Here is a 13460-nt window from a genome sequence, read left to right as displayed (position 1 = left end):
GCTACCTTAAAGAAGTCAATGAGAACCCCATGCCATTCCGATGGAAGTATGGTTTAGAAGGGTAACTCAATGTTTCGTTAATTCGGGAGCTTTCTACTAGAAGATATTTCCTTTCGGGTCGCCCTCTTTTTTTTCAAATTCGCGAGAAAGGAGGGGACGGATGAAGACAGCTGCATGGGCGATAACCTTTTCCCGAACGGCACGCTGTCGACCTGGACAGGCCCGGCGACGGGCGCGGCGGCCCTGCTGATACTGATCGCGCTGCTGTGGTCGTGGAGACGAAACAATCGGTGAGGCTTCGAATGGGTCCGTAAGGCGCAAGGCCATTCTTTTCTTTAGCTGTGGTACAATATATGCATGGGAATCCTGTTCGCAGACATGGAAAAGCAAGCAAAGAAAGGAGCGGTGACGATGACGGAAGCGAACTCGGGGCATCCGTTTCCGCCGGGCATGTCGAGGCCGGCTCTTCAGGCGCTGGAGGTTGCCGGAATAACGACGTTGGAGGATGTTGCCCGACACAGCGAAGCGGAATTGCTGAAGCTGCACGGCTTCGGGCCGAAATCGATTCGCATCCTTCGCCCGGCGCTTGAGCAGATCGGTCTTGCTTTTGCGGAAAGCGGGAAGAAGCAATGATTAGAAAACAATACGCCACTCCTCGATTAAAGCTGAGAACGCTGGACGAGAGGGGCGCGCCGCAAGTGTTGGATTACGTGACGCGGAACGAAAGTTTCCTTCAACCTTGGGAACCGTCGAGAACGCCGGATTTCTTCACGTTGGAGAGACAGCGGGAACTGCTCCGCTTCGATCAGTCGAGCATGGCGCTGGATCAGCTATTCAAAGTCTGGTTGTGCAAAAAAGAAGAGCCGGACCGGATCATCGGATCGATCGCCTTGAGCAACATCGTCCGGGGCGTCTTCCAATCGTGCCATCTGGGTTATCGGCTGGACGGGGAAGAGGCGAATCGGGGCTACATGGCGGAGGCGCTGCAAGCCGTCGTGGCGGTTGCCTTCGGGGAGCTGAAGCTCCACCGGATTGAGGCTAACATTATGCCGCGCAACGCGGCGTCGCTCCGATTGGTCGAGAAGCTCGGCTTCCAGCCCGAAGGATTGGCGCGCCAATACTTGAAAATCAACGGCAAGTGGGAAGACCACATCCATATGACCTTGATTAACGAAGAGATGGAGTAGCGCCCGCTTGGAACTTTGGGGGATAAGGGGGGAATTTCCATGATCCGAGTGCAGAGAAGCTTCGCGAGCAAACTGATCAGCGCCTTCGCGACGTCCGTACTGTTCGCTGTCTATATCGAAGTCATGTATCCGGATTCGGGCGGAGACTACGGTTCTCTGTTCCTCCCGGCTTTTTTCATCGCTTTCGCCTTCGTTACGATTATCGCTTTTCCGGTCTCCCTGCTCGCCGATAAAATGGCGAAGTCCGTTCGCCGCTTCACGGCGTCGACGACCCGCAACGCTCTGGTGAGCGGGGCGGCGCTCGCGACGGGGATCGGAGCTCTGATCCTGTTCGGTTCGAAGGAAGGCAGCAGGCTGGCGCTGTACGGCTTGGTCTTGCTGTACGGCTACTTTACGATCGACTATTTGGTTTCCCTCATCGAAAGCAAATACAGGAGAAATAACTCTGAATAACGTGTTATGGTGCTCAAGGAGATTTCTCGGAAGCTGGACGGACGCAAGTAAACGGAACGGCGGCATTCCGGAGTGACGAGGTGAAACGAAAATGGAACGTTGGGAATACAAAACGATCAAGTACAAGACGGGCGGCTTCATGGGCGGCAAATTAGACCCGGAAGAGTTCGAAGCTCAGCTTAACGAATACGGCAGCCAAGGCTGGGAGCTGGTTTCCGGCTTCGATACGAGCATGGGCCAGGGCGCGTCCCGCGACGTGATCGTCGTGTTCAAGAGACGCAGGTAGGCCAAAGTCTTCGCTTGGAGGGAAATGAAGATGATTGCTATCGTCATTTGGTTGATCGGCATGGTTATTTTCTTTTTCATTCTGTTCAACGTCATACAACACGCGCTGAACACTTCGGAGATGGCAAAGGATTTGTCCGAGATCAAGCGCCTTCTGAGAGAGCAGGCCGCGAGCCGTTCCACGGCTGCCCCGCCCGCCCCAAGGGACATCGCGGAGCTGAGGAAAGTGTACGACCGCTGCCCGGGCTGCGGCCATGCCGTTCAGGCGCATCATCTCGTTTGTCCGGATTGCGGCCTGCGCCTGACTTGACGGATCACCTAGTAAGGAGGGGCGCGAATGCGCATTTCCAGAATAAAACTGTACGCACTCGAGTTGGAGCCTCTTCGGCGCTTCTATCTCGATACGCTGGAGCTTCCGCTGTACGAGGACGGGGAAGGCTCCTTTACGGTGCGGGCCGGACAGTCTCTATTGACTTTCGATCGGGGACTTCCCGATTCCGACTCCAGTTCCGATGAGCCTCCGTATTATCATTTTGCTTTTAACATTAGCGAGAACAAGATCGCAGAGGCGATCGAGTGGCTGGAGCGGAAGGGAGTTGCGATCAGCCCGGTCAACGGCCGGACGGTCGTCCGTTCCGAGTCGTGGGACTCAGATTCCGTCTATTTTATCGACCCCGCGGACAATATCGTCGAATTCATCGCCAGGCACCGTCTCTCGAATGGTTCGAATACGCCGGGCTTCGCCGCCGAGAACATTGTTAATATTAGCGAGATCGGCTGCGGAACGGACGACGTGAACGATATGTCTCGGCTGCTTTGCAAGCGGCTGCGCGAGTCGGTCTATCTGGAGGGAGACGACCTGTTCACTCCGATCGGGGACGAGGAAGGGCTGATCATTCTGTCTTCGCTTCGGCGCAATTGGCTCGGGTCCAACAAGCCGGTGCGGATTTTTCCGATGGATATAACCGTTCTCATGGGAGAGACGGGCGAATCGCAGGTGCTGCGCTTCCCCTATTCGGTTCGTACGCTGAGCTTCAGGAAAAGGACGAACGAGGAAGCGATCCCCTACGATTTGCTGCTGCTCGCCGATCCTTCCCGGGAGATGGTCGACGATTACATCGGCAGAGGGGACTGTTACTTGGCGTTCGCGGACGGCGAGTTGGTCGGAGAATTCGTGCTCGTCGCGACGCATCCGCGGTCGATCGAGATCGTCAACGTCGCCGTCCGGGAATCCTGGCAAGGTCAAGGCATCGGCAAGGCGCTCGTGTTGAAGGCGATCGAGACGGCCAGAGCGTCGGGCGCCTCGGCGCTGGAGATCGGCACGGCCAATTCGAGCTTCGACCAGCTCAGATTGTATCAGAGATGCGGGTTTCGAATGGTCGGCGTGGATGCCGATTTCTTCGTCCGGCATTACCCCGAGCCGATCTACGAGAACGGACTTCGGGCGACGGATATGGTAAGATTAAGAATGGAATTACGGTAAATTAAGAGAACGGAAGTGGCGGGACATGCTGGTTGAAGTCAAAGACAGGTTGGACGATCCGTCCGTACGCGAGATTGTGGGAGTCAGTGTCTATCCCGATCCCGACAAGCTGGACAAGACGATCGAAGCTTACAAGTCGGACAGCGGACTCGAGCTGTACGGATACGAAGCCGAAGGGGAATGCATCGGCATTATCGGTCTGCGCATGAACGACGGTGGAGAAATGAAGATCGAGCATCTCGCGGTGTCCCCGGATTATCGGGGGTTGGGTTACGGACGCGGGCTCGTTCTCGAAGCGATCGACAAGAAGAGCCCGACCGTTCTGGTCGCCGAGACGGACGAAGACGCGGTGGATTTCTATCGCAATATCGGCTTCGAGATCGAAAGCTTGGGCGAATTGTATCCGGGCGTGGAACGGTTCAAATGCGTCTATGTCGTGCAGGAGAGTGAGTAGAGGAGAAGTCGCATGGCCGTCGCCAACCGACTGCAGCGGCTAGCTTCATTTTCCCTCTTTATTTTTATCGATTCCTATATTATAATAATTTCAAATAAGAAACGCTGCATCTCCACAAACGAATATTTATGGCGAGGTTGTTACTCGCTTGACATGCTGCTCCCTTCCGGGAGCAGCATGTGTCGTTTTAAGGGGTGTAATAATGGGAGTCATTCTCAATGGAGAGGGAGAGATTACGATGAGCCAAGCGATACATTCAATGAAGGAACATACCGAAAGGAAAGGTCTCCGGCAGGGCGGCTCCGCGACAACGGCCGATTGGTTAAGCCGTTACGGGGAAGGGATGGCCGCTCTGGCGAGCGGCCTGCTGCTGGCAATCGCTTATATGCTGGAGGAAGCGTCCTATACTTGGGCGGTTGCCGTCTATATTGCGGCATTCGCGATAGGCGGATTCGTCAAGGCGAAGGAAGGCGCGCTCACGCTTGTGCGGGAACGCGATCTCGACGTCAACCTGCTGATGATCGTCGCGGCGATCGGGGCCGCGAGCATCGGCTACTGGACGGAGGGCGCCGTTCTGATCTTTATTTTCTCGTTGAGCGGGGCGCTGGAAACCTATACGATGGACCGCAGCAGCAAGGATATCTCGTCTTTGATGGACCAGAAGCCGGAGACGGGCACGCTCATTCAGGACGGCGCAGAACGCATCGTTCCGATCGACGAGCTGAAGGCCGGGGATCTCGTTCTCGTCAAGCCGGGCGAAAGGATCCCGTCCGACGGGGTCGTGACCGAGGGGGCATCGGACGTGAATCAAGCGTCCATTACGGGTGAATCGATTCCGGTCGACAAGGGCCCGGGAGACGCCGTGTACGCAGGGACGTTGAACGGCGAAGGCGCGCTTTACGTGGAGGTAAGCCAGACGAGCGAATCGACGCTGTTCGCGAAAATCATCCGGCTCGTACAGGAGGCGCAGAGCGAGAAGCCGGCGTCGCAGCGGTTCATGGAACGGTTCGAGCGCCTCTACGCACGGGCGATTCTGCTTATCTCGGCGCTGCTCGTAGCGGTTCCGCCGCTCGCGATGCAGGTCTCTTGGGAGCAGGCTTTCTACAAGGCGATGGTGTTCCTGGTCGTGGCGTCACCGTGCGCGCTCGTTGCGTCGATCATGCCGGCGATGCTGTCGGCGATCTCCAGCAGCGCAAGGAAGGGCGTGCTCTTCAAAGGGGGAGCGCACCTGGAAAATCTCGCGAACGTGCGGGTCGTCGCCTTCGACAAGACCGGCACGCTGACGCAAGGCCAGCCCGTCGTGACCGACATCGTCTCCATCCAGGACTATGGAGAGACCGAGGCGCTCTCTATCGCGGCCTCGCTTGAGAGCCTGTCCGGACACCCGCTGGCCAAAGCGATCGTTCGAGCTGCGCGGGAGCGGGGCTTGACCGCAGAACGCCCCTCCGAATTCAGCGCACTGACGGGGCGCGGTATTCAAGCGAAGCTCGGCGGCGAGTCTTGGACGATCGGCAAGGCGTCCATGCTGGAAGAGCGCGACCGGCATGGACGGATCGCAGAGACGATCGATCGGCTGGAGGACGAAGGCAAGACGGTATCCGTGCTGATGAACGAGCGGGGAGCGGTCGCCGTGTTCGCTCTGCGTGACCGGATTCGGCCGGAAGCCGGACGCGCGATCGCCAGGCTGAAGAAGCTGGGCGTGCAGACCGCCATGCTGACCGGGGATCAGGAGAAAACCGCGCGAGCGATCGCCGTCGAGCTGGGCATCGACCAGGTGTACGCCGATCTGATGCCCGAGGACAAAGTCGGGCGGATCAGGGAACTAAAGGAAGCGTATGGCACGATCGCGATGGTCGGAGACGGCGTGAACGACGCTCCGGCGCTCGCGACGGCCGGCGTCGGCATCGCGATGGGGGCGGCCGGCAGCGACGCGGCCTTGGAGACGGCCGACGTCGTGCTGATGAACGACGACATCGGCCGGATCGCGGACGCGATCGTGCTCGGCAAGCGCGCGAGAAGGATTATCAAGCAGAATATGGCGTTCGCGCTAAGCGTCATCGTGCTGCTGATCGCCGCCAACTTCGCGCAGGGGATCGCGCTTCCGATCGGCGTCGTCGGCCACGAGGGAAGCACGATTCTGGTTATTCTCAACGGGTTAAGGCTGCTTGGCTATCGGGCGGGCGAATGATGGATTTGACCAAGGGGCATGAAGCAGCAGCGACCGCGAATCGTGCGCGATTTCGCTGCTTCATGCCCCTTGATTTTGCATCCGAATGGGCTATAATGATGATAATGATTCTCGTTATTGCGAAGCGGAGGAGATTCGAAGATGAACGCCCTGTTTCCGATCGTGACCGTGCTGCTGATCGCGCTTGGCGCGCTCTGCTTGTTCGCCGCGATGGCTAACGCGGACCGCGCGCGGCTGGGCCGGAAGACGGTCTCGTCCGATGGCAGCTCTCCGGGTGAGCTGGCGGCTTCGAACCTCGTTTGGAAGACGAGAGATTAACGATTCTGCTGTATAGAGAGCCGTCGGGAGCTGTCCCGGCGTTTTTGTCGCGTTCCCGGGGTGAAATCCGCCAATTAAACCGGATTCTTCCGAATGCGATGATGCATGCTTCGATCGGCCTTTCCGCAACAACGACGGAAGAAGATTTCGAGACGGCTCGCAGGCTTATGGAGCAGCTTTCCTGCATATATTTATACGACAGGAACTATCCATCCTGCTCTCGGACTCGATTTCCTGTCCCGGGAAAACCTTCTTGCGAGCATCGACGAGCTAGCCCGCAGGCCCGACGCGCCGACGATGCTGTTCGTGACGCACCATATCGAGGAGGTGCTGCCCGTATTGGGCCGATCCTTGCTGATCCGGAGAGGGACTATATTCGAGCAGGGAAAGACTCGCGAGACGCTGACCACAGAGACGTTGTCGGCCTTTTTCGAGACCGGGGTCAGAATGGATTGGCGGAACGATCGCGCATGGCTTTCCGTTCCATGAGCAAAAACGCGACTAAAGTAACTAGCGCACGGGTAACGAATTCGTTTACATTAAATGCAGATTAATCCAACGGGAGAGGTGTTTGATCGATGGTTCCTACGGAATCGGACGTTCAGCAGAACAAAGGCATGGCCATGGTCGCTTATATTTTATTTTTCATTCCCCTGCTTGCCGCTAAGGAATCGCCGTACGCTCAGTACCACGCGAGACAAGGCTTCAACCTCTTCTTGCTCGCGCTGGCGACGAACGTAGTGCTGGGCATCATTCCAATTATCGGCTGGCTGCTGCTTCCGTTGGCCAATATCGGCATTCTCTGCCTCGTCATTATCGGCATTCTTGCCGCGGCGAACGGCCAGGCGAAGCCGCTTCCCCTTATCGGGAAATACGAGATTCTGAAGTAATCGAATCGTGCGGACAGCCCCCGGCCCCCAGCGGCGTCAGGGGGCTGTCGCCATTGTTCAGACAGGAGCGAACGCTGTATGGCGATTACGGTTTACGTGATTTCCGGCCCTGCGGGAGCGGGCAAATCGACAACCTCCAAGTCGATCGCCGCCAAGCTGCCCCGAAGCGCGCACATCGAAGGGGATTTGGTGGACCGGATGGTGGTCGGCGGCTACGAGATGCCTTGGCTCAGCGATTATCATACCGGTTTGATCTGGCGCAATATCGAGTCGCTGACCCGCAACTTCATTCGGGAGCGGCATGACGTCGTCATCGACTATGTCGCTTTTCCGCACAATGCGAGGGCGATTGCGGAGGCGTTGCGAGGTCAGGATGTCGCGGTGAAATACGTTGTTTTAGTCATGAAAGAGGACGAGCTGCTGCGCAGAGACGCTCTGCGAGCGCCCGAATACAGAATGGGAGAGCGGTGTCTCGCCGGACTGCGGGAAATCCGGGAGTCGCGGCCGGACGACCGCCATGTGTTGGATACGACGGAGATGACGGTCGAAGAGGCGGTCGAAGCGATCTTGAAGGGAACAAATTGGATGGTGGAGGGATCGGCATGAGGGAGGCGAACCGGTTATCGGATCGGACCGAAGCGATCGAAAGCTCGGAGATCGGCTACATGCTGGACCGCATGGAAGCGATTCGGAGCCGGCCGGGCAACCCGGAAGGGATCGAGATCGCGCGCTTTGGAGGTGCGGCGTGCTTCTATAGCAAGACGATGCCTTGGGCGACGTTCAACACGGTCAAGGGCTTAAGAAGCGGCGAAGGGGACGCGCTGGCTGCCATCGTCGATTTTTATCGGTCCCGCGGACGCAAGCCGCAGTTCGAGCTCGTGCCGGGATTGGCCGATCAGGAGCTGATGAAGCGGTTGGACGAGCTTGGCTTCTATCAGACGGGCTTCCATACGTCGATGGCTTTGACGGCGGCGGACGCGGAGGCGCTTCCTCTGGAGCCGCATGCGGACGAGTTGGAGGTACGGCTGCTGAGGGAAGATGAATTCGAGCTGTACGCGACCGTACATTGCCGCGGCACCGGCTTGCCGGACAGCGGAATTGCCCCCGTAGCGGCGAACAATCGGGTACTGTACGGTCGTCCGGGGTGGCGCTTCTACGTTGCGCTGTGGGAAGGTTTTCCGGCCGGAGTCGCCGTATCGCATACGAGCAAGGGGACAGCGTCCCTAACGTTCGCGGCGACGCTGCCGGAATATCGCGGACGCGGCATTCAGACCGCGCTGCTGCGAAGAAGAATCGGAGACGCGTTCGCCGAAGGCTGCGGGCTCGTCGTCGGCCAGTGCGCATTCCTGTCCCCGAGCCACCGGAACATGGAGCGGGTCGGCATGCGCATCGGTTATGTCAGAGCCTCGTGGAACGAGAGGTAGCGCGAAGCGGGACGACAATGCCGTCGATCGCGCCGCGATGGCGATTCAGGATTGAGAATCATCCGAGGCATGACCGGAGCCCAAGGCTGCGGCTGCCTCGGCTTTTTTGCGTGCGCGGAAACGGCGAACCTTCATCAGGTTGCCGCACAGCTTGTCGTCGCAGTAACGCTTCGACCGGTTGCGCGTATCGTCGTAATACACCCAGAGACAGCTCGGGTTGTCGCAGAACCGGATGCGGGACGGCTCCCCTTCCGAGAGCATGGCGGCGAAGGAGGCGGCGATCTCCGCCTCGACGGCCGGCCAGCCGCTTTCGAGCGGAACGAGCTCGACCTCGTAACGGCGGTCTTCGGCTTCGGCGGAAGCGGACAGTCTGCGGGCGACTTGCCCGCGAGCCATGAGTGCGTTCAACCGTTCGAAATCCGCCGCTTCGGGCAAGAGGCCGTCCACGAACGCCCGCGCCATGCGGTAAAGCAGTGCGCGAAGCCGCTTCAGCGAATCAAGCTGCTCCTCTTCGGGCATTCCTTCCGCGGCAAGGGGCAGCTTGTCCGCCCATTCCTGGAGCCAGGCCGGATCGTCCAGCCGATCGTCCTCCCGCCCGTCCCCTCGCCAGTCGCGATGCAAGCTGTTCATAAAGTCGTCCCAAAGCATGTCCGGCATCCTCCGTTATCGAAATTTGTTTTATATTGTAACAGTTGTATCGGGGTTATGCTAGTTACTTGACGCGGTATCGAACACATGCTACAGTTTCAATGTAACCTGTAAAACTATATTTGATAGTTACAATGAAAGAGGAGGAATCGGGATGAACGGAAAAGAGACGCTTCTTCAAGCTTGGGACAGCGCGTACGGAAAGGAAGAGTGGTACCCTCCGTTTTCGGAGGCGCTGAACGGAGTGACCGCGGAGCAAGCGGCGTGGAAGCCGGAAGGCAGCTCCGTCAATTCGATCTGGGAGACGGCTCGGCACTTGCTTTACTATAAGGAGCGGTTTCTAAGACGGTTGACGGGAGAGGAGAGGGAATACCCGGAAGGAGTAACCAACGACGACACTTTCGCGATCGGAGACGCAACGGAGGATGGCTGGAGGAATACGATATCGAATCTGGAGAAAGTGCATTTCGACATTCGGGACCGCCTTGCCGCGCTTGCGGAGGAGCGGCTGGACGAGAAGCTGCCGCATACGCCGATCGGCAAGTGGGCGCATAACCTGCTTGCTCACGACGGCTACCATGTCGGACAGATCATTTTGCTGCGCAAGCTGCAAGGCTCCTGGCCGGCCCGCCGGTCTTTCGAGTAGCCCCGGTACAACCCGAGCGCAATTTTCTTCCACGGCGACGAGTCCACGCAGACTAAAATCCGTATCCCTGCAATAACCTGACGTATAGGCATAATTTGGGATGAGAAAATTTTAATTTTTCCGACGCGGACATGTAACTTTCCGTTTGCCTGATCCGTCTAATGGGTAATAGGAAAGCGAAGGCTGCTGTCACGGGCCTCTGAAGGAGAGAATGCGGTAATGGTCAACAAACTGCTCATCAGCTTAGTCGCCGTGTTGTTCGGGTTTATGTCGTTCGGGTCGATTCAAGCCAATACCTACGAATACACGCCGGTTCCCAAAGACGAGAACACGCGCGTCGCTTACGTTGGCGCAATCTATCAGGAGGACGGAGGCTATTATGCGGATGCGGATTTCATAGAGTGGTACGAAGGGGAAGCGGCTAACGCGATTTTCCGCGAAAGGGAAGCCGACTCCGGCATGGACGAAGCTCCGGACGGCTATTACATCGTTAACGACGACACGACGGTCGAGAGGCTGAAGCTCGCGCCGGACGCGCAGGTGTTCATGCAGATTTACGACCGGACGGGCGACGTCGCCGAAGCGGACACCGTATGGAACGAGCAGATTTCTCTCGACAAGTTCCTGGCGCTGTTGGAGGACGACTCGGCCATGAATTTGCGGGATTATCCTTACCATCTGTCGATCGTGAACGGAGTCGTCGTTAAAATTACGCAGCAGTTTCTCCCGTAAGTTTGAAAATGAATCGCATTCGGCAACCTTTTCATAGCAGGAGCCCGATCCGAGTCGACTTTGACGGCTTGGGGAGGTTCCTCTTTTTTTTGCTCCCATTTCTGCGTTTCACTGCAACTCCCGGGAGATTCGGTCGTCTAATGATTGTATCCGCTTGGCGGCGGGTCAAGAGAATAAGAGATTCGGAGGCTTTGCAGCAATGAGCATGTGGAGGAATCGAGGTACGAAGCTGCTGTGCGCCGCGCTGATCGTCGCGATGTTGGCGCCGCTCTTCGGCCAGTCGGACGCCCGCGCGGCTTCCCAGCCGCAGATCGGCATCTATCTCGACGGGAAGAAGATCGTGACGGACGTTCCGCCGTTCATCATTCCGAAGGCGAACGTGACGATGGTGCCGCTGAGCGTCATCAGCAAGAGCTTGGGAGCGAACGTCGGCTGGTCGCAAGCGACGAAGACGGCGACCATTCGCCATGAAGGCCAAGTGCTCGAGATGACGATGGGGCAGAAGTTCGCTCTCGTCAACGGGCAGCGCACGGAGCTGGAGACGACCGTTCAGGTCGTGAACGGACGCGTCATGGTGCCGCTTCGCTTCGTCGGAACACAGTTGCAGCTGCTCGTGACTTGGCAGCAGGCTTCGCGCACGATCTTGCTTCAGACGCGCGACGGATCGTCCGAACGCGAATCGCTGAAGGGCGCATGGGTATCCACCGTGTACAATCTGGATTGGCCGTCCGATAAGTCGTACGGGCAAGCGGAGAAGCAGAAGCAGGAATACGTGCAGCTGCTGGACGAATTGCAGGGAATGGGGCTGAACGCCGCGTTCGTGCAGGTGCGTCCGTCCGCCGACAGCATCTATCCTTCCGCGCTCGTTCCGTGGTCGCGCTATTTGTCCGGCAAGCAGGGAGTGGATCCGGGTTATGATCCGCTGGCGTTCATGATCGAGGAGACGCACAAGCGGGGAATGGAATTCCACGCCTGGTTTAACCCGTTCCGCGCGACGGTCGACGGGAAGACGGACAGCTTGGCGGCGAATCATGTCGCGATCGCCCATCCGGAGTGGATCGCCCTGTCCGGAGGCAAGCATTATATCAATCCGGGCATTCCCGAAGCGCGGCAGCACATTATCGACGCGATTATGGAAGTCGTTCGGGGCTACGACATCGACGGCGTCCATCTGGACGACTACTTCTATCCATCCGGCGGCACGTTCCCGGACGATGCCGCTTATGCGGCTTACAATCCGGGCAAGCTGGGCAACAAAGCCGATTGGCGGCGGGACAACATCAACCGGTTCGTCAAGGAGCTGGGCGAATCGATCCACCGGGAGAAGCCTCAGCTGCAGTACGGCATCAGCCCGTTCGGCGTATGGCGTAACATTGCCGACGATCCGACCGGATCGGATACGCGGGCCGGCGTGACGACGTACGATAGCATGTACGCCGACGTTCGCACGTGGATCAGGCAAGGCTGGATCGACTATGTCGCTCCGCAAATTTATTGGAGCCTATCGTTCGAGGTCGCCCGCTACGACAAACTGGTCGACTGGTGGGCCAACGAGGTGCGGGGGACGAACGTCGAGCTGCTGATCGGCCACGCCCCTTACAAGCTTGGCACGAAGGAAGCCGGCTGGAGCAGCGCCCAGGAAATGATTAACCAGTTGAACTACAACAAGAACGTGATCGAGGTGCAGGGAGACATCTTCTTCAGCGCCAAGGATTTGCGGAGAAATCCGCTTGGACTCATTCCGCTTCTTCGTCAGTATTATCAGCAATAGAGCGCCCGACTAATCGAAGAGGCTGCCCGAGATCGCATAGATCCCGGAGCAGCCTCTTCGCATTCATCTGTTTAACTGGGCCGAGAGCCAGTCGCGAATGACGGAGAACACTTCCTCACGCCGCGACTCATTGTGCAGCTCGTGCTTGAACTCCGGCCATTCTCGCCAATCGACGCGCCTGCCAGCCTTGCCGGCGAACGCCTTGCTCGCGTGGATCGACGTCACTTTGTCGTCGCCGCCATGCATCAGCAGCAGCGGAACCTGCAGCATATACGCATGGCCAAGCGCCCACAGCCCGGCCCGCTGGACGCCGAAGAAGAAGCGCGCCGTAATCTGCCCGTGTCCGAGCGGATCGTTCACGTACCGCTCGATCATCGCCGGGTCTGACGTCAGATGCTCCGCGACCATCGGCCGATTGTTCGTGTAGGCCGGATATACCCGCTCGACGACTTTGCCCACGATCGATTGCAGCGAAGGCGGCTTAAACGCCAGCTTCAGCCAAGGTCCCGTCACGACCGCCCCGCGGATGGCGGGCTGCCGCCGCAGCAAGTAATTCAGCGTGACGTTGCCGCCCATGCTGTGACCGTACAGAAACACCGGCAGTCGGGGGTATTTCCGCTGCGCCTCGTCGAGCAGCAGATCCACGCCTTCGAGCAGCGATTCGTACGCCGGCACGTGGCCGCGCTTGCCCGCGGTTTTGCCGTGTCCCCGCTGATCGAACCCCAGCACGGCGTAGCCCTCGGCGTTCAGCATCTCTGCCAGATGAGCGTAGCGCCCCATATGCTCGCCCATGCCGTGGACGAGCCCGACGACCGCCCGGGGGCTGCCGCCGAAGGAATCCGGGCTCCACTCGCAAGCGTGCATAAGAGTCTCGTCCTTGCACCGCCATTCCAAAGCGTTCATGCCCATCGGCCATTCCTCCCCGTCCAGTGAACGTTTTCTTATACGTTTATCATATCCGAAAACGAGCAAATGAGCGAG

The 13460-nt window shown here is 58.3% G+C and carries 18 protein-coding genes; 16 read left to right on the top strand and 2 right to left on the bottom strand.

The features are described from left to right. The first annotated feature begins 174 nt into the window (after positions 1-174). From ACESLM_RS20455 to ACESLM_RS20395, 13 genes are all read left to right on the top strand, one after another. A complete protein-coding gene (locus ACESLM_RS20455) occupies positions 175-294 on the top strand; it encodes an MYXO-CTERM sorting domain-containing protein (protein WP_372633594.1) in 120 nt (39 codons plus the stop codon). A gap of 117 nt (positions 295-411) precedes the next feature. Next, entirely contained in the window at positions 412-633 is a 222-nt protein-coding gene (locus ACESLM_RS20450; protein WP_372633591.1) for a DNA-directed RNA polymerase subunit alpha C-terminal domain-containing protein, read from the top strand. Then, positions 630-1187 (top strand): GNAT family N-acetyltransferase, encoded by a 558-nt coding sequence (locus ACESLM_RS20445; RefSeq protein ID WP_372633589.1) that lies wholly within the window; start codon positions 630-632, stop codon positions 1185-1187. Before ACESLM_RS20450 ends, ACESLM_RS20445 begins: the two co-directional genes overlap by 4 nt. Before the next feature lie 39 nt (positions 1188-1226). Beyond that, positions 1227-1640, top strand: coding sequence for a hypothetical protein (locus tag ACESLM_RS20440; RefSeq protein WP_372633587.1), 414 nt, complete (start codon positions 1227-1229; stop codon positions 1638-1640). Between the two features lie 91 nt (positions 1641-1731). Next, a complete protein-coding gene (locus ACESLM_RS20435; RefSeq protein ID WP_372633585.1) occupies positions 1732-1926 on the top strand; it encodes a DUF4177 domain-containing protein in 195 nt (64 codons plus the stop codon). A 30-nt stretch (positions 1927-1956) separates the two neighbouring features. Beyond that, positions 1957-2235 (top strand): bL32 family ribosomal protein, encoded by a 279-nt coding sequence (locus ACESLM_RS20430; protein WP_372633582.1) that lies wholly within the window; start codon positions 1957-1959, stop codon positions 2233-2235. 663 nt (positions 2236-2898) lie between these two features. Beyond that, positions 2899-3408: a GNAT family N-acetyltransferase gene (locus tag ACESLM_RS20425; RefSeq protein WP_372633603.1), complete on the top strand. Its 510-nt coding sequence runs from the start codon at positions 2899-2901 to the stop codon at positions 3406-3408. A gap of 25 nt (positions 3409-3433) precedes the next feature. Beyond that, the gene (locus tag ACESLM_RS20420; RefSeq protein WP_372633579.1) at positions 3434-3862 is read left to right on the top strand and encodes a GNAT family N-acetyltransferase; all 429 of its coding nucleotides are present in this window, start codon (positions 3434-3436) and stop codon (positions 3860-3862) included. A gap of 238 nt (positions 3863-4100) precedes the next feature. Then, positions 4101-6050 (top strand): heavy metal translocating P-type ATPase, encoded by a 1950-nt coding sequence (locus ACESLM_RS20415; protein WP_372633576.1) that lies wholly within the window; start codon positions 4101-4103, stop codon positions 6048-6050. Between the two features lie 141 nt (positions 6051-6191). Continuing rightward, entirely contained in the window at positions 6192-6368 is a 177-nt protein-coding gene (locus ACESLM_RS20410) for a hypothetical protein (protein WP_372633573.1), read from the top strand. Between the two features lie 578 nt (positions 6369-6946). Further along, complete coding sequence (locus ACESLM_RS20405; protein WP_094043686.1) at positions 6947-7258, top strand: DUF4870 domain-containing protein; 312 nt, start codon at positions 6947-6949, stop codon at positions 7256-7258. A 78-nt stretch (positions 7259-7336) separates the two neighbouring features. Beyond that, the gene (locus tag ACESLM_RS20400; RefSeq protein WP_372633570.1) at positions 7337-7864 is read left to right on the top strand and encodes an AAA family ATPase; all 528 of its coding nucleotides are present in this window, start codon (positions 7337-7339) and stop codon (positions 7862-7864) included. Then, on the top strand, positions 7861-8682 hold the full coding sequence (locus ACESLM_RS20395) for a GNAT family N-acetyltransferase (protein WP_372633567.1): 822 nt from the start codon (positions 7861-7863) through the stop codon (positions 8680-8682). Before ACESLM_RS20400 ends, ACESLM_RS20395 begins: the two co-directional genes overlap by 4 nt. Before the next feature lie 45 nt (positions 8683-8727). Here ACESLM_RS20395 and ACESLM_RS20390 read toward each other — a convergent pair whose 3' ends face one another. Then, entirely contained in the window at positions 8728-9330 is a 603-nt protein-coding gene (locus tag ACESLM_RS20390) for a CGNR zinc finger domain-containing protein (RefSeq protein ID WP_372633565.1), read from the bottom strand. Positions 9331-9484: 154 nt separating this feature from the next. On the opposite strand from ACESLM_RS20390, the gene ACESLM_RS20385 reads away from it, so the two are divergent. The 3 genes from ACESLM_RS20385 (at position 9485) to ACESLM_RS20375 (ending at position 12479) form a co-directional block, all read left to right on the top strand. Next, the gene (locus ACESLM_RS20385; RefSeq protein WP_372633562.1) at positions 9485-9976 is read left to right on the top strand and encodes a DinB family protein; all 492 of its coding nucleotides are present in this window, start codon (positions 9485-9487) and stop codon (positions 9974-9976) included. 219 nt (positions 9977-10195) lie between these two features. Further along, on the top strand, positions 10196-10708 hold the full coding sequence (locus ACESLM_RS20380) for a hypothetical protein (protein WP_372633559.1): 513 nt from the start codon (positions 10196-10198) through the stop codon (positions 10706-10708). Between the two features lie 199 nt (positions 10709-10907). Continuing rightward, positions 10908-12479, top strand: coding sequence for a family 10 glycosylhydrolase (locus tag ACESLM_RS20375; protein WP_372633557.1), 1572 nt, complete (start codon positions 10908-10910; stop codon positions 12477-12479). A 63-nt stretch (positions 12480-12542) separates the two neighbouring features. Here the strand turns inward: ACESLM_RS20375 and ACESLM_RS20370 are convergent, their stop codons facing one another. Continuing rightward, complete coding sequence (locus ACESLM_RS20370; protein ID WP_372633554.1) at positions 12543-13388, bottom strand: alpha/beta hydrolase; 846 nt, start codon at positions 13386-13388, stop codon at positions 12543-12545. Positions 13389-13460 lie beyond the last annotated feature (72 nt).

It is taken from the genome of Cohnella sp. (assembly GCF_041641335.1).
In the GTDB taxonomy this organism is placed as follows: domain Bacteria; phylum Bacillota; class Bacilli; order Paenibacillales; family Paenibacillaceae; genus Cohnella.
Note: the sequence above shows the minus strand (reverse complement) of the source record. Positions and strands in the feature narration are given on the sequence as shown.

Coding starts and splice junctions, on each gene's coding strand:
- ACESLM_RS20445 (WP_372633589.1), top strand. CDS start 630: ATGATTAGAAAACAATACGCCACTCCTCGATTAAAGCTGAGAACGCTG.
- ACESLM_RS20440 (WP_372633587.1), top strand. CDS start 1,227: ATGATCCGAGTGCAGAGAAGCTTCGCGAGCAAACTGATCAGCGCCTTC.
- ACESLM_RS20430 (WP_372633582.1), top strand. CDS start 1,957: ATGATTGCTATCGTCATTTGGTTGATCGGCATGGTTATTTTCTTTTTC.
- ACESLM_RS20385 (WP_372633562.1), top strand. CDS start 9,485: ATGAACGGAAAAGAGACGCTTCTTCAAGCTTGGGACAGCGCGTACGGA.
- ACESLM_RS20400 (WP_372633570.1), top strand. CDS start 7,337: ATGGCGATTACGGTTTACGTGATTTCCGGCCCTGCGGGAGCGGGCAAA.
- ACESLM_RS20415 (WP_372633576.1), top strand. CDS start 4,101: ATGAGCCAAGCGATACATTCAATGAAGGAACATACCGAAAGGAAAGGT.
- ACESLM_RS20375 (WP_372633557.1), top strand. CDS start 10,908: ATGAGCATGTGGAGGAATCGAGGTACGAAGCTGCTGTGCGCCGCGCTG.
- ACESLM_RS20420 (WP_372633579.1), top strand. CDS start 3,434: ATGCTGGTTGAAGTCAAAGACAGGTTGGACGATCCGTCCGTACGCGAG.
- ACESLM_RS20435 (WP_372633585.1), top strand. CDS start 1,732: ATGGAACGTTGGGAATACAAAACGATCAAGTACAAGACGGGCGGCTTC.
- ACESLM_RS20380 (WP_372633559.1), top strand. CDS start 10,196: ATGGTCAACAAACTGCTCATCAGCTTAGTCGCCGTGTTGTTCGGGTTT.
- ACESLM_RS20455 (WP_372633594.1), top strand. CDS start 175: ATGGGCGATAACCTTTTCCCGAACGGCACGCTGTCGACCTGGACAGGC.
- ACESLM_RS20410 (WP_372633573.1), top strand. CDS start 6,192: ATGAACGCCCTGTTTCCGATCGTGACCGTGCTGCTGATCGCGCTTGGC.
- ACESLM_RS20395 (WP_372633567.1), top strand. CDS start 7,861: ATGAGGGAGGCGAACCGGTTATCGGATCGGACCGAAGCGATCGAAAGC.
- ACESLM_RS20450 (WP_372633591.1), top strand. CDS start 412: ATGACGGAAGCGAACTCGGGGCATCCGTTTCCGCCGGGCATGTCGAGG.
- ACESLM_RS20370 (WP_372633554.1), bottom strand. CDS start 13,388: ATGGGCATGAACGCTTTGGAATGGCGGTGCAAGGACGAGACTCTTATG.
- ACESLM_RS20405 (WP_094043686.1), top strand. CDS start 6,947: ATGGTTCCTACGGAATCGGACGTTCAGCAGAACAAAGGCATGGCCATG.
- ACESLM_RS20425 (WP_372633603.1), top strand. CDS start 2,899: ATGGGAGAGACGGGCGAATCGCAGGTGCTGCGCTTCCCCTATTCGGTT.
- ACESLM_RS20390 (WP_372633565.1), bottom strand. CDS start 9,330: ATGCTTTGGGACGACTTTATGAACAGCTTGCATCGCGACTGGCGAGGG.